Genomic DNA, 17,057 nt, shown 5'->3' on the forward strand with positions numbered 1-17,057 from the left:
CGTTCTGATTACCGGGGTGCACGTCCGGCGGCTCGATCCCGCCGGGCCTGCACCCCGGTCCCACATGGAGAACTAGTGTGTCATTGACTCATGAACTGAGCTCGCTCGTGCTGGCCCAGAGCGACAGCTGGATCAAGTTCGACGTGAGCGCGTTCCTGGACCAGTTCTGGAACAACACGTTCGACGGGCTCGCCTACGGCAGCATCTACGCGCTCGTGGCGCTGGGCTACACGCTCGTGTACGGCGTCCTGAAGCTCATCAACTTCGCCCACTCCGAAGTCTTCATCTACGGCGTCTACGCGACGTGGTTCACCTTCTACGGCCTCGGGTTCCGGCCCGGCAACACCCCCACGCTGTCGGTGGTGGAGCTGGTCGGCTTCCTGCTGCTCGCCCTGCTGGCGTCGATGGCGATTTCCGGCGGCACGGCGGTGGTCCTGGAACGCGTGGCCTACCGCCCGCTGAGAAAACGCGGCGCGCCCAAGCTGGTCTTCCTGATCACCGCGATCGGCGCGTCCTTCGTGCTGCAGCAGCTCATCTTCATCTGGCGCGGCGGCAACCCCGAGCTCGGCATCCGCCTGATGCGCAACGAAGAGGTCTTCGAGATCTTCGGCGGCAGCGTCACCAACGTCACGATCATCACGGTGATCGCCTCGATCGTGCTGATGCTCGGCGCCAACTACTTCGTCAACAAGACCAAGTTCGGGCGCGGCATCCGCGCGGTGGCGCAGGACCCCGACACGGCGACGCTGATGGGCGTGAACAAGGAACGCGTCATCATGCTGACCTTCCTCATCGGCGGTCTGCTCGCCGGTGCGGCGGCCCTGTTCTACATGATGAAGATCCCGCAGGGCGCGTGGTACCAGGGCGGCTTCCTCCTCGGCATCAAGGCGTTCACCGCGGCGGTGCTCGGCGGTATCGGCAACCTGCGCGGCGCGCTCCTCGGCGGCCTGCTGCTCGGCGTCGCCGAGAACTACGGCCAGGCGCTGTTCGGCGGCGGCTGGCGCGACATCGTCGCGTTCGTGCTGCTGGTGCTGGTCCTGATGATCCGTCCCACCGGCATCCTCGGTGAGTCGCTCGGAAAGGCCCGGGTATGACCACGACCACGACTCCTCCGGCGGCGACGGCCGCCAAGAAACGCTCGTTCGGCGAGCGGTGGAACAACCTCAGCCGCGTGCAGCAGTGGGGCGTCCTCATCCCGCTGGTGGTGCTCGTCTACCTGCTGCCCGTGCTGAACCCGCCGATCCTCACCACGCAGCCCGGGTACGACTTCCCGATCGCGATGTTCGAGGTGGCCCGCTACGCGCTGGTCGCCATCGGCCTCAACGTCGTGGTCGGCCAGGCGGGCCTGCTGGACCTCGGGTACGTCGGCTTCTTCGCCATCGGCGCGTACGTGATGGCGTTGTTCACGAGCCCGGACTCTTCGCTGTCGCACCTGCCGTTCCTCGTCGTGCTGCCGATCGCCATGGTCGTCACGATGGTCTTCGGCGTGATCCTCGGGACACCGACACTGCGGTTGCGCGGGGACTACCTGGCGATCGTGACGCTCGGGTTCGGCGAGATCGTCCGTCTCCTCGCGGACAACGTCGCCCCGCTGCGCGGCAACTCCGGCTTCAAGGAGGTCGGGCATCCGCCGGGCACGAACGCCGACGGCTCGCCGCTGTTCAACAACTCGAACGGCATCCCCTGGTACTGGCTGTGCGTCACGCTGATCATCGCCGTCCTGTTCCTGGTCGGAAACCTCGAGCGCAGCCGGGTCGGCCGCGCCTGGGTCGCGATCCGGGACGACGAGGACGCGGCGGAGATCATGGGCGTCCCGACGTTCAAGTTCAAGATCTGGGCGTTCATCAGCGGCGCGGCGATCGGCGGCCTCTCCGGCGCGCTCTACGCCGGCCAGCTCGGCTTCGTGAACAACCAGAAGTTCGACGTCGTGACGTCGATGCTGTTCCTGGCCGCGGTGATCCTCGGTGGCTCGGGCAACAAGGTCGGCGTCCTCCTGGGCGCGTGCGTGGTCGCCTACGTCCCGCTGCGGTTCCAGGCGATCGCCGAGTACAAGTACCTGATCTTCGGTCTGGCGCTGATCATCCTGATGATCTTCCGCCCGCAGGGCCTGCTCGGCGCCCGCCAGCGCCTGCTCGCCTACGGCAGGCAGGCGTACCAGCGGCTGCTGGGCCGGGGCGAGCAGATCAGCAGTGACGGTGCGCTGCAGACCGAACCGACCCCGGGGAGCAAGCCATGACCGACCCCCAGAACGGCGGCCCGGAAGTCGTCGCGGAGGGCGGCCTCGTCGCCGAGCTGCAGCACATGACGGCGGAGGAGCGGGCCGAGCACGACGCCGAGGTCGCCGAGGTCGTCGCGCCGGACCGCGAGATCGACGTCGAGGTCGGGCAGACGCTGCTCGAGGTCGACAACGTGACCATGCGCTTCGGCGGTCTCGTCGCGCTCGACCAGATCTCCTTCGACATCCGCCGCGGCGAGATCCTCGGCCTGATCGGGCCGAACGGCGCGGGCAAGACGACGTGCTTCAACGCGATGACGGGCGTCTACCGGCCGACGTCGGGCGAAGTCCGGCTCGAAGGCAACGCGCTGGGCAAGACGTCGCGCCACGGCATCACCCAGCTCGGCATCGCGCGGACGTTCCAGAACATCCGGCTCTTCAGCGAGATGACCGCGCTGGAGAACGTCGTCGTCGGCACCGACGCGCGGCACAAGACCAGCCTCGTCGGGGCGCTGCTGCGGCTGCCGCGGCACCACCGCGAAGAGAAGGCCGCCGTCGAGAAGGCGATGGCCCTGCTGGAGTTCGTCGGCATCGCCGACCGGGCGGCCGACCGGGCGAAGAACCTGCCCTACGGCTACCAGCGGCGCCTGGAGATCGCGCGGGCGCTGGCGACCGAGCCGAAGCTGCTCTGCCTGGACGAGCCCGCGGCGGGCTTCAACCCGGCGGAGAAGGAAGACCTCATGGGTCTGATCCGGACGATCCGCGACGACGGCTACACCGTCCTGCTCATCGAACACGACATGAAGCTCGTCATGGGCGTGACCGACCGGATCGTGGTGCTGGAGTTCGGCAAGAAGATCGCCGAAGGACTGCCGGCCGAGATCCGCGAGAACCCCGCGGTGATCGCGGCCTACCTGGGGGTGCCTGACGATGACGTTGCTTGAGTTGTCGGACGTGTCCGTCCACTACGGACGGATCCAGGCGGTCTCCGGGCTGTCCATCACGGTGAACGAGGGCGAGGTCGTCACGCTCATCGGTGCCAACGGCGCCGGCAAGTCGACGACCATGCGGGCCATCTCCGGGATCCGGCCGATCTCCTCCGGGAAGATCACCTTCGCCGGCGAGGACATCTCCAAGCTGCGTGGTGACCTGCGGGTGGTCCGCGGGATCTCGCAGGCGCCGGAAGGCCGGGGCATCTTCCCCGGCATGACGGTGATGGAGAACCTCGACATGGGCGCGTACGCGCGCAAGGACCGCAAGGACCTCAGCGCGGACCTGGAGCGGGTGTTCGAGCTGTTCCCGCGGCTGGCGGAGCGCAAGACCCAGATGGGCGGCACGATGTCCGGCGGCGAGCAGCAGATGCTCGCGATCGGGCGTGCCCTGATGGCGAAGCCGAAGCTGCTGCTGCTGGACGAGCCGTCGATGGGGCTCGCGCCGCAGTTCATCCAGCAGATCTTCCGGATCATCACGGAGATCAACAAGCAGGGCACCACGGTCCTGCTGGTGGAGCAGAACGCGCAGCAGGCGCTGTCCCGCGCCCACCGCGCGTACGTGCTCGAAACCGGCCGGATCACCAAGACCGGCACCGGCAAGGAGCTGCTCGCGGACAACAGCATCAAGGAGGCCTACCTGGGCGTCGGCTGACGTCCTGGAGTGCTTCGCACCGGCCCCGCGCGCTTCGGCGTGCGGGGCCGGTGCCTTGTGCGGCTCCTGTGCGGGACATGTGCGGCCGCCCGGCAGGCTGGGATCATGGTCACGGCGTCGATCCAGCTCATGTGCCGGTGGGTACCGGCGATCGTCTTCGCCGTGTCCGCGCTGAGCAAGGTCCGCGGCCGGGCCGCGTTCGCCGGCTTCGTCACCTCCCTGCGGCCGTTCGGTTTCGTCAGCGCCCGGCGGACGGTGTGGCTGGCCGGCGCGATCGCCTTCGCCGAGGGCACGGTGGCCGCCGCGCTCGCCGTGCTGCCGTGGGCCGGGTGCCTGCTGGCCGCCGCGCTCGCCGCGGTGTTCGCGGCAGGCTTGACCAGCCGGATCCGGCGCGGGATCCGGGCCGAGTGCGCGTGCTTCGGTGCGTCCTCGCAGCCGATCGGGTACGGGCACGTGGTGCGCAGCGCCTGTCTCGTGCTCCTCGCGCTGGCCGGGCTTCCGGGGGTGTGGGGACCCGTGGCTTCGCCGGACCCCGCCGCGGGGCTGCTCGCGCTCGCCTGCGGCTCGCTGGTCGCCGTCCTGGTGATCCGGCTCGACGACCTGCTCGACCTGTTCTTCGGCGATCTCCGGAACTGAAGGGGCGGAACATGTCTTCCTTGATCACAGCCGACATCGTGCTCGGCGCGCTCGGAGTGCTGAACCTCGTGCTGCTGCTCGGCGTCGTCCGGCGGCTGCGCGAGCACGCGAAAGCCATCGAAGCCGGTTCGAAGGGCGGGGGCTCGGCGCCGGAGGTCATGATCGCGCCGGGTGCTTCGCCGGGCGCCTTCACGACGTCGACCACCGACGGCGCGGTCCTGTCGGGCGACCAGCTCCCCGGTTCGGCGTTGATCGGCTTCTTCACGCCGCACTGCGGGGCTTGCACCGAACAGCTGCCGCGGTTCCTCGAACGCGCGGAGGCCGAGCCCGGCGGCCGGTCGGCCGTGCTCGCGGTCGTGATCGGCTTGGACACCGACGACGACACCCGCGCCATGGCGCGGGAGTTCGAGGCCGTCGCGAGCACCGTGATCGAGCCGCCTGGCGGCCCGGTCGCTTCGGCGTTCGGCGTCCGGGGCTTCCCCGCGGTCTGCGTCCTGGACGACGAGGGCCGGATCGCTTCCCGGGGTTTCGTGCTGGAGGAGCTGGCCGCACCGGTGGCCGGAGGCCGCGGTTGAGCGGTCGCGTGCCCCGGCGCGAGTGGTACCGCCACACGGCCGCGACCGCCCGGGACGCTGTCGCCCTCGCGGTGCGGGCAGCGCCCGGCGCGGTGGCCGGGGACGTCGCGCTGGTCGTCGTCGCCGGTGCGCTGCCGGTGCTCACGGCGTGGCTGACGAAAGTCGTGCTGGACGCGCTCGCCGCGGGCGGGACGGCACCGGCCGTCCTGCCCGCCGTCGCGCTGGCGGCCGTCGGCGTGGCCATGGTGCTGACCCAGCAGACGACTCGGTACGTCCGGTCCGCGCTCGGCCGGGCGGTGACGGAACTCGCGCAGCGGCGGCTCTACGACTCCCTCGGGCGGCTCCAGGGGCTGGCCCGGCTCGAAGATCCCCGGTTCCACGACCGGGTGCAGCTCGCCCAGTCGTTCGGGCGGTCGGCGCCCGGTGACGTCCTGAGCCGCGGCCTCGCCATCGGCCAGGCTTCGGTGACCCTGCTGGGTTTCCTCGGGACCCTGCTCACGATCGGCCCGGTCTTCGCGGTCGTCGTCGCGCTCGCCGCGGTGCCGGCGCTGGCGGTCGAGCTGACGATCGGCCGCCGCCGCGCCGACATGCTGGCCGCGACCGGCCACGGCCGCCGTCGCGAGCTGTTCTACGGGCAGCTGCTCACCGACCACCGCGCCGCCAAGGAGATCCGGCTGCTCGGCCTGGGCGCCCACTTCGGGGCCCGGATGCGGCGGGAAACCGCCGCGGTGCACCGGGAGGACCGCCGCGCGGACCGGCGCGAGCTGATCGCCCAGGCCCTGCTCGGCTCCGCGGGTGCCCTGATCGCCGGATTCGGTCTGGTCTGGGCCGTCCGCGGTGCCCGGACCGGAGAGCTGAGCGTCGGTGACGTCTCCGTGTTCGCCGCCGCGGTGGCCGGGACGCAGGCCATGGTCCTGTCCATCGTCCGCGACCTCGCGGCCGGCCACCAGGCGCTGCTGCTCTTCGGCCACTACGCGGCGGTCGTGCGGGCGGAGCCGGACCTGCCCGTGCCGGCGCGGCCGCGGCGGGCAGGCGAGCTACGCGACCGGATCGAGCTGCGGGACGTCTGGTTCCGCTACCGCGACGACGGGCCGTGGGTACTGCGCGGGGTGAACCTCACGATCCGCCGCGGCGAGACGGTCGCGCTGGTCGGGGTGAACGGCGCCGGCAAGAGCACGCTGGTGAAGCTGCTCTGCCGGTTCTACGACCCGGTGGCGGGCAGCATAACTTGGGACGGGGTCGACCTCCGCGAGCTGCGCGTCGACGACCTGCGCAGGCGGATCGGCGCGGTGTTCCAGGACTACATGACCTACGACCTGACCGCCCGGGAGAACATCGGCGTCGGCGATCTGACCGCGCTCGGCGACGACGAGCGGCTGCACCGCGCCGCCGGGCGGGCGCAGGCCCACGACCTGCTGACCGCGCTGCCCCGCGGCTACGACACCCCGCTCACGCGGACCTACTTCGAGGACGAGGACCGCGCCGCCGCGGACGCGGGGGTGCTGCTCTCCGGGGGACAGTGGCAGCGGATCGCCTTGGCCAGGGCCTTCCTCCGGGACCGCTGCGACCTGCTCGTGCTCGACGAACCCAGTTCGGGGCTGGACGCCGAAGCCGAGCACGAACTGCACACCCGGCTGCGGGCGTACCGGGACGGGCGGACCAGCGTCCTCATCGCGCACCGGCTGAGCGCGGTCCGCGACGCCGATCGCATCGCCGTGCTGGACGACGGTGAAGTCGCCGAAGAGGGCGCACACGCCGAACTGATGGCCGCTCCCGGGGGCCGCTACGGCCGGCTGTTCCGGCTGCAGTCGCGGGGTTACGGGGCGGGCGAGTCGGAATTGGCGAGCCGGCCGTGACCGGCTGGCTCTGGGCCGCCGCGGCCGTGGTGACCGGCGGGGTGATCCGGTGGCAGCTTCGCGGCCGCTGGTTCGTCGCCGTCGTGTCCGGCCTCAGCATGACGCCGGCGCTGCGGGACGGCCAGCGGGTCCTCTGCCGCCGGGCCGGGAAGATCCGCCGCGGTGTCGTCGTGGTCGTCGGACATCCCGGCCGCGACGGGCCCCGGGCGACGCGCACGGGCTACCTGATCAAGCGGGTCGCGGCGGTTCCCGGGGACCCGGTCCCCCGTGCCGGGCTGCCGGCCCTGGCGGACCGGCCGGAGGACCGGGTACCGGCGGGAATGCTCGTGCTGCTCGGCGACGCGAAGGGGAGTATCGATTCGGCCGAGCTCGGCTACTTCCCGGTCGAGCGGGTCATCGGTGTCGTGACGACCCGGTCGGTTCAGCAGCCGAATTGGGAATAGATGCAGGAATCGCAGGAGTAGCTGCAGTCGCAGTTGAAGTAACAGGTCCGGTAGAACTTCCGGTGATCGCTGCCGTACGAGTAACAGCCGCAGTACTGGAGGAAGTCCCCCTGGCACGGGCAAGCCGCTTCCGCGGTCACCCGGGGCACGACGAGTCCGAGGATCCGGTCACCGAGCGCGGCCACGCCTTGGACGGCGTGGTCGAGCCTGGGGCTCAGCTGGAGCATCCGCATGATCCTTTCGATCCGTGGAGCAGGCTGGTTTGCTGGTCGTGATCCATCGTCGCCGCCCGTCGCACAGCGGGTGCACACCCGCCGCACAGGCCGCGCGGCCGGAGGGAAGGACCTTTCCGCAGCACAGGATGACCATCAGGAGGACGGCCCGGACGGGCCGGAGGAGGGGAGCGGATCATGGCCATCGCGCACGGTGTGGCGACGGACCGGGAAATCGAGTTCCGGTTGCTCGGCCCGCTGGAAGTACGCGCCCGGGGACGGCGGCTCGCGGTCGGCGGGCCACGGCAGCGGGCCGTGCTGGCCGCTCTGCTGCTGCGGGCGGACCGGGTGGCGACGGTCGACTACCTGGCCCGCGCGGTCTGGGGCAGACCGCCCGCGTCCATGCGGGCGAACCTGCGGACCTACGTCGCGGCGCTGCGGCGCGTGCTCGGTGATCCCGGTGACGGGCGGCGCATCGTCACCCAGCCCGACGGCTACCGCCTGCTCGTGCGGCGCGACGAATGCGACGTCGCGCGGTTCGAGTACTGGCGGGTCTCGGGTGACCGGGCGGCGCGGACGGGGGACACCGAACGGGCGGCCCAGTGCTACGACCACGCCCTCTCGGTGTGGCGGGGTGGCCTGCTCGACGGGCTGCCCGCGGTGGGGCCGGCCCTGCGCGCCGAAGCCGATCGGTGGGAGGAACGGCGGCTCGCCGTCCTGGAGCGGAGTGTCGAGGTGCGGCTGTTGCTCGGGGCGCACGAGGACGTGTTCGACGTCCTGTACGGGGTGGTGGCCGAACACCCGTTGCGGGAACGGTTCTGGGGCCAGCTGATGCGGGGGCTGTATGCATCGGGACGCCGGGCGGAGGCGCTGGACACCTACCGCAGAGCACGCCGGTTCCTGGTATCCGAACTCGGGGTGGAGCCCGGGGAAGACCTCCAGGGCATCCAGCAGATGATCCTCGACGGCACGCTGATCGGCGACGCCTGCTGACAACCATCGGTTGTCGATCACGCCGAAACGGCTGTTGGACCCGCCCGGCTCTCCGGCGGTTTGCTTGAGGCAACCGGGAAACGAAGGAGAGCGAGATGGTCGAGGGTGTGGCAGCGGGGGTGCCGTTCGTGGCGGTGCCGCCGGCGGACCCGGACGCGCCGGCGGCGCTGGTGGCGGGCTGGCACCTGATGGACGTGCCGGCGAGCGAACGCGCGATGGCCGAGGCCGTCCCGATGGCGGGGCTGCAGGCGTGGCGCGTGTACTTCGGGCTGCCGCTGTCCGGGGCGCGGCTGCCCGAAGGCGGTCCCGAAGAGGTCTTCCGGCGGGCGAGCGAAGACGCCGTGCTGAACGTCTTCGAGCCGGTGACCGAGCAGGCGGCCGGCGAGTTCCCGGCCGCGCTGGCCGAGCTGCGCGACCGGCTGCCGGGCGCGAGCGGGCCGCTCGGGGTGTTCGGCGGCTCGGCCGGGGCACTCGTGGCCCTGGAGGTGCTGGCGCGCGGCGACGCCGAGATCGCGGCCGCCGCGGTGGCCAGCCCGGTCGTCCAGCTCGCGCCGATGATCGCCGCCAACGAACGGCGCTTCGGCGTGACGTACTCGTGGACCGAGCGCTCGCGCGCGGTCGCCGCGCGGTACGACTACGTGGACCGGGCGGCCGAGCTGAGCGCGCCGCTGCTGCTGGTCGCCGGGGCGGACGACGACGTCGCCGTGCGGGAGCCCGCGCGGGCGCTGTGCGACAAGCTGGGCGCCGAACTGGTGACGGTCGACGGGATGGCGCACGAGTTCCCGCCGGGGACGCCGGCCGCGGCTCGCGTCGACGCGGCGTTCACCGGGTGGTTCGCGCGGCGGCTGCGAGTGTGACGTCGTCGTCCGGCAGCCAGGCGTGGCCCGGATCGTAGGCGCACCAGTCCTCTTCGCGGCTGGTGCGCCCGGCCGCGGCCAGCAGCCGGCGCAGCGCCGGATGGGCCTTCCCGCGCCGCCAGACCAGCGACCACGGGAACAGCGGCGACGGCTCGAACGGCAGCACCTCGAGGTTGAGGTCCGGGGCCAGTTCCATGTCGGCGCCGGCCAGGGTGACGCGCCGCTTGCCGTACCGCGTCTGTTCCAGGGTGTGCCGCAGGTCGTAGCTGACGCCGGAGTCGTCGATCGGCACGCCGAACCGGGTGCACATCGCCTGCAGGTAGGACAGCCATTCGGCGGGACCGCGCAGGCCGGGCAGCCAGATCCCGTCGGCGCGCAGCTCGTCGAGCCGCAGCACGTCCTGCACCGCCATCGGGTGTTCCGGCGCGAGCAGCGCGACCAGCGGCTCGAGCCGGACCACCCGGTGCTCCAGCTCCTCGGGCAGCGGCCGCTCGCCGCCGGTGACCCGGCCGAAGGCGGCGTCGAGCTCGCCGGACAGCAGCGGCTCGACCGCGTTGGCGAACCCGCCGCCGGCGACCCGGTCGATCTCCAGCCCCGGCTCGCGCTCGGCGAGGCGGCGGAGCAGGAACATGGGCGAGAGCCGGTAGTCGAGGACGTCGAGCCGCAGCGGCCGGTCCTCGGCCCCCATCGCGGCGACCGCGGCGTCGGCCACCCGCACCAGCTCGCGCGCGTGCGGGAGGAACCGTTCGCCGTCGGCGGTCAGCTCGACCGAGCGGGGCGTGCGCAGGAACAACGACGTCCCGAGGGCGTCTTCGAGCTTCCGGATCCGCTTCGACAGCGCCTGCTGGGTGAGGAACAGCGCCTGGGCGGCCCGCCCGAAGTGCCGCTGCTCCGCCGTCACCACGAAGGCGCGGACCTGGGCGACGTCGAGGTCCACGGGGCTCAGGCGCCCGGCGGCCGGTCCCGGACGACGCAGGTGAGCCGGGCGGTGCAGGTGCGGCGGCCCTCGTCGTCGGTCAGCACGATCTCCGCGGTGATGGTGCCGCGGCCGACGTGCAGCGGCGTCGCGACGCCGGTGACGGTGCCCGACCGGACGGCCCGGTGGTGCGTGCAGGACAGCTCCAGCCCCATCGCCGCGCGGTCCGGGCCCGCGTTGAGCGCGGCGACCGTCGAGCCCAGCGCCTCGGCGAGCACGGCGTTGGCGCCGCCGTGCAGCAGGCCGTACGGCTGGAGGTTGCCCTCGACCGGGATCGTGCCGACCACGCGTTCGGCCGTCACTTCCAGCAGCTTCATCCCGACCTTGTCGTTCAGCTGCTGGTCCGCCGCCGCCGGGTCGATGCCCGACAGCCGCTCCACGTCGATGGGGGCGGCACTGTCCGTCACACAAAGCTCCTGTTCCTATGCGACACGTAAGAGTGTCGGACCCTCAGCCTAGACTCGGCCCCGTGAGCCCGAGTGAGAAGACGACCGTTGCCAACGCCACAGGAAACACCAGCCTCGCCGAGCGGCCGAAGCTGCTGCTGATCGACGGCCATTCGATGGCCTACCGCGCGTTCTTCGCGCTGCCCGCGGAGAACTTCAAGACGAAGACCGGGCAGGTGACGAACGCCGTCTTCGGCTTCACCTCGATGCTCATCAACCTGCTGCGCGACGAAGCGCCGACCCACCTGGCGGTGGCGTTCGACCTCTCGCGCAAGACGTTCCGCTCGGAGACCTACGCCGACTACAAGGCGAACCGCAGCACGACGCCGGACGAGTTCCGCGGCCAGGTGGACCTGGTCAAGGACGTCCTCCAGGTGCTCGGCATCCCGTCGCTGGTGAAGGAGAACTTCGAGGCCGACGACATCATCGCCACGCTCACGACGCAGGCGACGGCCGACGGCTTCGACGTCCTGATCTGTACCGGCGACCGCGACGCGCTGCAGCTGGTCACCGAGCAGGTCACCGTGCTGTACCCGAAGCGCGGCGTCTCGGAGATGACCCGGTTCACCCCGGACGCCGTCGAGGAGAAGTACGGGCTCACCCCGCGGCAGTACCCGGACTTCGCCGCGCTGCGCGGCGACCCGTCGGACAACCTGCCGAGCATCCCCGGCGTCGGCGAGAAGACGGCGGCCAAGTGGATCAAGCAGTTCGGCTCGCTCGACGACCTGATCGACCGCGTCGACGAGGTCAAGGGCAAGGTCGGCGACGCCCTGCGCGCGCACCTGTCCTCGGTCCAGCTCAACCGGCAGCTCACCGAGCTGATCCGGGACGTCGAGCTGGAGGTCGCCCCGGCCGGGCTGGAGCTGCGCCCGTGGGACCGCGAGGCGGTGCACGCGCTGTTCGACGAGCTCGAGTTCCGCGTGCTGCGGGACAGGCTGTTCGCGACGCTGCAGAGCGCCGAGCCGGAGGCCGACGAAGGCTTCGAGGTCTCGGGCGACGCGCTCGCGCCCGGCGCCCTGGGCGCGTGGCTCGCCGCGCACGCCGGCGCGGGCGCGCCGGTGGCGCTGTCCTTCCGCACGGTGGGCACGTCGGTCCGGTCCGACCTGCGCGCGGTCGCCTTCGCGACGGCTGACGGCGAAGGCGCGTACGTCGACGTCACGGCGATGGACCAGGCCGACGACGCCGCGCTCGCCGCGTGGTTCGCCGACCCGGAGATCCGCAAGACCGGCCACGACCTCAAGGTCCCGCTGCACGCCATCCGCGCCCGCGGCTGGGTCCTGTCCGGGCTCGCCATGGACACCGCGCTCGCGGCCTACCTCGTTCGGCCCGGGCAGCGCACCTTCGAGCTGGACGACCTCGCGCTGCGCTACCTGCACCGCGAGCTGCGCTCGGAGACCGACGGCGGCGACGGCCAGCTGTCGCTGCTCGACGGGGGCGCGGAAGGCCTGGAGCAGAAGGAAATCCAGGAAGAACTGGTCAAGGCCCGCGCCATCTTCGAGCTGGCCGGCGCGCTCGAGAAGGAGCTGGAGCAGATCGGCGGCGCGAAGCTGCTCGCCGAGCTGGAGCTGCCGCTGCTGGAGGTCATCACCGAGCTGGAGATCGCCGGCGTCGCCGTCGACCTCGAGCAGCTGACGACGCTGGAGGCGCACTACCTTTCGCGGGTCACGCAGGCGGCCGAAGAGGCGTACGCGGTGATCGGCAAGCAGATCAACCTCGGCTCGCCGAAGCAGCTGCAGGTCGTGCTGTTCGACGAGCTCGGCATGCCGAAGACCAAGCGCACCAAGACCGGCTACACCACCGACGCCGAGGCGCTGCAAGGGCTGTTCGAGAAGACCGAGCACCCGTTCCTGCAGCACATGCTGGAACACCGCGACGCGACGAAGCTGCGCACGACGGTCGAGGGGCTGATCAAGTCCGTCGCCGACGACGGGCGCATCCACACCACGCTGCTGCAGACCATCGCGGCCACCGGGCGGCTGTCGTCGACCGAGCCGAACCTGCAGAACATCCCGGTCCGCACCGAGGAAGGCCGCCGCATCCGCGACGCCTTCGTCGTCGGCGAGGGCTACACCGAGCTGATGACCGCGGACTACAGCCAGATCGAAATGCGGATCATGGCGCACCTCTCGCAGGACGAGGGCCTCATCGAGGCGTTCAACAGCGGCGAGGACCTGCACACGTTCGTGGCGTCGCGGGCGTTCTCGCTGCCGCCGGAGGAGATCACGCCGGAGCTGCGCTACCGCGTCAAGGCGATGTCGTACGGCCTCGCGTACGGGTTGTCGGCGTACGGGCTGTCGCAGCAGCTGCGGATCTCCACCGAAGAGGCCAAGTCCCAGATGGAGGCGTACTTCGCCCGCTTCGGCGGCATCAGCGACTACCTCCACTCGGTGGTCGGCGAAGCGGCGAAGTGCGGCTACACGGAGACGATCTTCGGCCGCCGCCGCTACCTGCCGGATCTCAACAGCGACAACCGCCAGCGCCGCGAGATGGCCGAGCGGATGGCGCTGAACGCCCCGATCCAGGGCAGCGCGGCGGACATCATCAAGGTCGCGATGCTGAACGTGCACCGCGAGCTGGTCAAGGCGAAGCTGAAGAGCCGGATCCTGCTGCAGGTTCACGACGAACTCGTCCTCGAGGTCGCCGAGGGCGAGCGGGACGAGCTGGAGAAGCTCGTGCGCCACGGCATGGGGTCGGCCTACGAGCTGGCCGTGCCGCTCGAGGTTTCGGTCGGCTACGGGCGGTCCTGGAACGACGCCGCGCACTGACCGCGTGCCGCTCCGGCGCCACGACCCGATCACCGGGTCGTGGCGCGGAACCGGCGTGACCGGCTCCGGATTTTCCGACGCGGCTGACCGAAATACTCGTTTGTGCGCAACGCCGTTCGGCGTTCCGACGAACGGAGGACTCCGTTCGGGTGAGCCATTACCGCTGGGTAGGGAGGTCGGCGCCCACACCCCGGCGATCACGGCGTAGGGTCCGCCGAATGGGGTTCGAGCGTGAGCGACGACGCTGGCGGGTCCGGCTGCACGACGAACTCGGCCGGGTGTGCGGCGCGGGCACGGTTCTCGACGAGTACCACGTGCTCACCAGCGCGCACGTCGTCGAGACCGCCGGGGGTCCGCGAGCCGCGCTGAGCGTCGACTTCGTCGGCCTGGCCGAGGCACTGCCCGGTACCGCGGCCGTGGTCGAGGGCTGCTGGGTGCCCTCCGACGGTGGTGGCCACGGCGATCTCGCCCTGCTGCGCCTGGAACGCCCCGAGTCCCGCGTGTTCCGCGCCCCGCTGCACCGCATACCGCTCGGCGAGCACCAGCTCGTCCGGGTCTTCGGCTTCCCGCCGGGTTCGGTCGGCCGCTGGACGCACGCCCGGCTCGGCGGCCCGGAGCAGACCGGCGGCGAGTGGGTCCGGCTCTTCCGCACGGCCGAGGCCGAGCCGCTCGGGCCGGGCTTCGGCGGCACGGCGGTGCTCGACGAGGCGACCGGCCACGTCGTCGGCATGGTCGTCGGCAAGGACACCGGGACGTGGATGGTGCCGGTGGAGACCATGCTCGGGCACCTGCCGCAGCTGAGCATCTGGACCTCCGGCAGCCCGGCCGTCGATGCGAGCTTCTCGCGCCCGGTGGGCGAGGCCGTCGACGTCTCCTTCGTGCAGCGCGTCGTCGACTGGTTCGCCAAGGCCGAGCCGGGCACGGTGTGGGTGGTCGACACCGGCGAGGCCGGTTCGCCGATCGCCGCGGCCCTGCGGTTCGGGATCGTCCTCGCCGACCGGGAACGGTCCCTCGGCGTGCCGGGCCTGCCGCCGGCGCTCGGCCCGATGCCGCCGGCGGGCAGCGTGGACCTGGCGGTCGACGCGACCGGCCGCACGGCGGACGCCGTCCGGCACCGCATCGCCGACCGGCTCACGACGGGTGTCGCGGGCCGCACGCTGGTCGTCGACGCGATCGACGACTCCGCCGAGCCGGACCGGCTCGTCGGCGAGGTGCTCGCCCCGCTTGCCGGGCGCGCGGCCGAGCTGGGCCTGCGCCTGCTGCTCGGCTTCCGGGAGGAGTCATCGCCCGGGGTGGCGGCCGTGCGCGCGAGCACGGTCGGCGCCCGCCCGGCCCCGGACGACCTCGCCGGCCGGCTGGAGGTGCTGACGCAGGCGGTGGAGGAGCTGGCGGAGATCGAGGCGTACCAGCTGCGCGTGGCGACCCGTTTCACGGGCGTGGCGATGCTGCCGGCCCGCGCCCAACGGCTGCGGAGCGCACTGAAGCAGCTCCGCTCGGCGGAGGTCGACGGCGACGCGGAGTGGGTCGAGCGCCACATCGACGGCCACGAGCACGCGGTGGCCCCGGCGGTGGAGGACGGCCGCCGCCAGCGAGCGGTCCTGGACGGCCTGGTGGCCCGCCGCGAGGAGCTGCGCGCCCGCTTGGCCGCCGACAACCAGCTCGCCCGCGAGCACGGCTTGGTGGGCGACCCGGACGTGGAGCAGGCATACGTCCCGGCGAAGCGGCTGCTGATCGACGGCCCCTGCGAGCTGACGGCGGCGGCCACAGCAGTCGACAGCTACGCGGCGGCGGTCCGGGCGCGGATCGAGGACCGCGGCTGAGGTGGTTTCGGGCGCCGGAATTGTCGGTGCCGGCTGATAGCGTAGAGAACGGGGGGCGCCCCCGCGGGCGGCGGCAAAGTGGTGCGCCGGACTCTGGAAACGCATGTTCGCTCGCCGAGTGAGTCGCCTGGCTCGGCCCGGTGACCGGTGGTCGCCGAGGGCTGCCGTGGTTGCGAGGGTCGCGAATGGGTCATTGGGGACCTCGGACGTCCCGAATGAGTCATTCGCGACATTGGCCGGCAGCCCACAGTCCCCGCTTCCGCCCCCGGACACCGCAGCAGCGACGACTTTGCCGGAACCCTGCCGGAGAGGTGGGGGCGGCGGGGATGGCTCCCTTTTCAGATGCCGAACCGGCGTGAACGGCACGCTGAGGCATGACCGGCGCCCGACACCCAGACCTCCCCGCAACCCCGATACGAAGCCGAAACACGGACGGTAGTGCCGGGTCAAGGCACGCTTTCCCGCCTTGACGCGGCACTACCGTCCGTCGTCACAATCGGGCTTCGGGGTGGCGGCCTACCGAGCCGGCGGTTTCCGGCGCCGAAAACTGTCGGTGCCCACTGATAGCGTGGAAAACGGGGGCGCCCCCGCGGCCCGCTCAGACGGTAAGCACGACCTTGCCCCGGAGGTGACCGCGCTCGATCAGCCGGTGCGCGTCGGCGATGCGGTCGAACGGGAACGTCTCCTGTACGTGGACCCGGAGCTTGCCCTGTTCCACCAGTTCGGCGAGGCCTCGCAAAGCAACCGGATCGGGCTCGACCGCGATGCCGCTGAAGCGCCGGCCGGCCGCCTCGAACTTCGCGATCAGGTCCGCGTCCTCCTCGGCGACCGCCGTCACGAGGTGACCGCCCGGCCGGAGCACTTCGAGCGAGCGCGCGGCGGGCTCACCCCCGAGCGTGTCGAGCACCAGATCGATGTCGCCGACGACCTCGGTGAAGTCGGCCGTCGTGTAGTCGACGACCTCGTCGGCGCCCAAGGCCGCGACGAACTCCCGCTTGCTCCCTCCGGCGGTCGTGATCACGTGCGCGCCCAGCGCTTTCGCGATCTGGATCGCGACGTGGCCCACTCCGCCGCCACCGCCGTGGATCAGCACACGGTCGCCCGAAGTCACGCCGCCGAGGTCGACGAGGCCCTGCCACGCCGTCAGCCCGACGGCCGGCAACGCCGACGCTTCGACGTGGGACAGCGACGCCGGTTTGTGCGCCAGGTGCAACGCCGGCGCGGCCACGAACTCGGCGTACCCGCCGGCCGCCCGCGGGAACAGCGGCAGCCCGAACACCTCGTCGCCGGGCCGGAACCGCCACGTCCGCGACGCCGATTCGACCACGCCGCTGATGTCCCAGCCGAGGACGAACGGCGGCTGGCCGAGCAACGGGAACTCGCCGGCGCGCAGCCGCGGTTCCAGGGGATTCAGCCCGATCGCCTGGACGCGGACGAGGACTTCGGTCGGCAGGGGACGCGGTTCGGGCGCTTCCACGATGGTGAGGACCTCCGGGCCCCCGAACGTGTGCTGGGTGATCATTCGCATGCCTCAACGATGGACGCCACAAGCCAGGCGTACCACCGGTGTCCCGCCAGAAAATTCCGACAACCCGCCAACCTGGCCTAAGGTGGACGCC

16 protein-coding genes are annotated in these 17,057 nt (G+C 71.6%); 12 read left to right on the forward strand and 4 right to left on the reverse strand.

The annotated features are described in order from the left end of the window. The first annotated feature begins 83 nt into the window (after positions 1 to 83). The 8 genes from AB0G28_RS10565 to AB0G28_RS10600 all read left to right on the forward strand — a co-directional run bounded on the left by AB0G28_RS10565 (position 84) and on the right by AB0G28_RS10600 (position 7,369). Positions 84 to 1,094: a branched-chain amino acid ABC transporter permease gene (locus AB0G28_RS10565; RefSeq protein ID WP_361086283.1), complete on the forward strand. Its 1,011-nt coding sequence runs from the start codon at positions 84 to 86 to the stop codon at positions 1,092 to 1,094. Then, positions 1,091 to 2,236: a branched-chain amino acid ABC transporter permease gene (locus AB0G28_RS10570; RefSeq protein WP_361085937.1), complete on the forward strand. Its 1,146-nt coding sequence runs from the start codon at positions 1,091 to 1,093 to the stop codon at positions 2,234 to 2,236. The genes AB0G28_RS10565 and AB0G28_RS10570 overlap by 4 nt, the downstream gene beginning before the upstream one ends. After that, positions 2,233 to 3,159 (forward strand): ABC transporter ATP-binding protein, encoded by a 927-nt coding sequence (locus AB0G28_RS10575; RefSeq protein ID WP_361085939.1) that lies wholly within the window; start codon positions 2,233 to 2,235, stop codon positions 3,157 to 3,159. Before AB0G28_RS10570 ends, AB0G28_RS10575 begins: the two co-directional genes overlap by 4 nt. Next, positions 3,146 to 3,859, forward strand: a complete 714-nt coding sequence (locus tag AB0G28_RS10580) for an ABC transporter ATP-binding protein (RefSeq protein ID WP_361085942.1) — start codon at positions 3,146 to 3,148, stop codon at positions 3,857 to 3,859. Before AB0G28_RS10575 ends, AB0G28_RS10580 begins: the two co-directional genes overlap by 14 nt. A gap of 105 nt (positions 3,860 to 3,964) precedes the next feature. Continuing rightward, entirely contained in the window at positions 3,965 to 4,495 is a 531-nt protein-coding gene (locus AB0G28_RS10585; protein ID WP_361085945.1) for a MauE/DoxX family redox-associated membrane protein, read from the forward strand. An 11-nt stretch (positions 4,496 to 4,506) separates the two neighbouring features. Beyond that, positions 4,507 to 5,070: a TlpA disulfide reductase family protein gene (locus AB0G28_RS10590; RefSeq protein WP_361085948.1), complete on the forward strand. Its 564-nt coding sequence runs from the start codon at positions 4,507 to 4,509 to the stop codon at positions 5,068 to 5,070. 8 nt (positions 5,071 to 5,078) lie between these two features. Beyond that, positions 5,079 to 6,926: an ABC transporter ATP-binding protein gene (locus tag AB0G28_RS10595; protein ID WP_361085951.1), complete on the forward strand. Its 1,848-nt coding sequence runs from the start codon at positions 5,079 to 5,081 to the stop codon at positions 6,924 to 6,926. Then, on the forward strand, positions 6,923 to 7,369 hold the full coding sequence (locus AB0G28_RS10600; protein WP_361085954.1) for a S26 family signal peptidase: 447 nt from the start codon (positions 6,923 to 6,925) through the stop codon (positions 7,367 to 7,369). Before AB0G28_RS10595 ends, AB0G28_RS10600 begins: the two co-directional genes overlap by 4 nt. On the opposite strand, the gene AB0G28_RS10605 is transcribed toward AB0G28_RS10600, so the two are convergent. After that, positions 7,348 to 7,596, reverse strand: coding sequence for a hypothetical protein (locus AB0G28_RS10605; RefSeq protein WP_361085957.1), 249 nt, complete (start codon positions 7,594 to 7,596; stop codon positions 7,348 to 7,350). The genes AB0G28_RS10600 and AB0G28_RS10605 overlap by 22 nt on opposite strands. A gap of 183 nt (positions 7,597 to 7,779) precedes the next feature. Between AB0G28_RS10605 and AB0G28_RS10610 the strand changes: the two genes are divergently transcribed. Next, positions 7,780 to 8,574, forward strand: a complete 795-nt coding sequence (locus AB0G28_RS10610; RefSeq protein ID WP_361085960.1) for an AfsR/SARP family transcriptional regulator — start codon at positions 7,780 to 7,782, stop codon at positions 8,572 to 8,574. Positions 8,575 to 8,669: 95 nt separating this feature from the next. Then, positions 8,670 to 9,431, forward strand: a complete 762-nt coding sequence (locus tag AB0G28_RS10615) for a prolyl oligopeptidase family serine peptidase (RefSeq protein ID WP_361085963.1) — start codon at positions 8,670 to 8,672, stop codon at positions 9,429 to 9,431. Here AB0G28_RS10615 and AB0G28_RS10620 read toward each other — a convergent pair. Together AB0G28_RS10620 and AB0G28_RS10625 are read right to left on the reverse strand one after the other, a co-directional pair. Further along, the gene (locus AB0G28_RS10620) at positions 9,397 to 10,368 is read right to left on the reverse strand and encodes a LysR family transcriptional regulator (RefSeq protein WP_361085966.1); all 972 of its coding nucleotides are present in this window, start codon (positions 10,366 to 10,368) and stop codon (positions 9,397 to 9,399) included. The genes AB0G28_RS10615 and AB0G28_RS10620 overlap by 35 nt on opposite strands. Positions 10,369 to 10,373: 5 nt before the next feature. Next, positions 10,374 to 10,814: a hotdog fold thioesterase gene (locus AB0G28_RS10625; RefSeq protein WP_361085969.1), complete on the reverse strand. Its 441-nt coding sequence runs from the start codon at positions 10,812 to 10,814 to the stop codon at positions 10,374 to 10,376. 62 nt (positions 10,815 to 10,876) lie between these two features. On the opposite strand from AB0G28_RS10625, the gene polA reads away from it, so the two are divergent. Both polA and AB0G28_RS10635 read left to right on the forward strand, forming a co-directional pair. After that, positions 10,877 to 13,618: a DNA polymerase I gene (gene polA / locus AB0G28_RS10630; RefSeq protein ID WP_361085972.1), complete on the forward strand. Its 2,742-nt coding sequence runs from the start codon at positions 10,877 to 10,879 to the stop codon at positions 13,616 to 13,618. A gap of 218 nt (positions 13,619 to 13,836) precedes the next feature. Further along, complete coding sequence (locus tag AB0G28_RS10635) at positions 13,837 to 15,438, forward strand: serine protease (protein WP_361085975.1); 1,602 nt, start codon at positions 13,837 to 13,839, stop codon at positions 15,436 to 15,438. Between the two features lie 598 nt (positions 15,439 to 16,036). On the opposite strand, the gene AB0G28_RS10640 is transcribed toward AB0G28_RS10635, so the two are convergent. Further along, positions 16,037 to 16,966: an NADP-dependent oxidoreductase gene (locus AB0G28_RS10640; RefSeq protein WP_361085979.1), complete on the reverse strand. Its 930-nt coding sequence runs from the start codon at positions 16,964 to 16,966 to the stop codon at positions 16,037 to 16,039. Between the last annotated feature and the right edge of the window lie 91 nt (positions 16,967 to 17,057).

This window comes from Amycolatopsis sp. NPDC021455 (genome assembly GCF_040640995.1).
In the GTDB taxonomy this organism is placed as follows: Bacteria; Actinomycetota; Actinomycetes; order Mycobacteriales; family Pseudonocardiaceae; genus Amycolatopsis.

What these genes read in the sequence shown, in the direction of transcription:
- AB0G28_RS10585 (WP_361085945.1), top strand. Translation starts at nt 3,965, where the DNA reads ATGGTCACGGCGTCGATCCAGCTCATGTGCCGGTGGGTACCGGCGATC.
- AB0G28_RS10640 (WP_361085979.1), bottom strand. Translation starts at nt 16,966, where the DNA reads ATGCGAATGATCACCCAGCACACGTTCGGGGGCCCGGAGGTCCTCACC.
- AB0G28_RS10605 (WP_361085957.1), bottom strand. Translation starts at nt 7,596, where the DNA reads ATGCTCCAGCTGAGCCCCAGGCTCGACCACGCCGTCCAAGGCGTGGCC.
- AB0G28_RS10575 (WP_361085939.1), top strand. Translation starts at nt 2,233, where the DNA reads ATGACCGACCCCCAGAACGGCGGCCCGGAAGTCGTCGCGGAGGGCGGC.
- AB0G28_RS10635 (WP_361085975.1), top strand. Translation starts at nt 13,837, where the DNA reads ATGGGGTTCGAGCGTGAGCGACGACGCTGGCGGGTCCGGCTGCACGAC.
- AB0G28_RS10580 (WP_361085942.1), top strand. Translation starts at nt 3,146, where the DNA reads ATGACGTTGCTTGAGTTGTCGGACGTGTCCGTCCACTACGGACGGATC.
- AB0G28_RS10570 (WP_361085937.1), top strand. Translation starts at nt 1,091, where the DNA reads ATGACCACGACCACGACTCCTCCGGCGGCGACGGCCGCCAAGAAACGC.
- AB0G28_RS10615 (WP_361085963.1), top strand. Translation starts at nt 8,670, where the DNA reads ATGGTCGAGGGTGTGGCAGCGGGGGTGCCGTTCGTGGCGGTGCCGCCG.
- AB0G28_RS10590 (WP_361085948.1), top strand. Translation starts at nt 4,507, where the DNA reads ATGTCTTCCTTGATCACAGCCGACATCGTGCTCGGCGCGCTCGGAGTG.
- AB0G28_RS10610 (WP_361085960.1), top strand. Translation starts at nt 7,780, where the DNA reads ATGGCCATCGCGCACGGTGTGGCGACGGACCGGGAAATCGAGTTCCGG.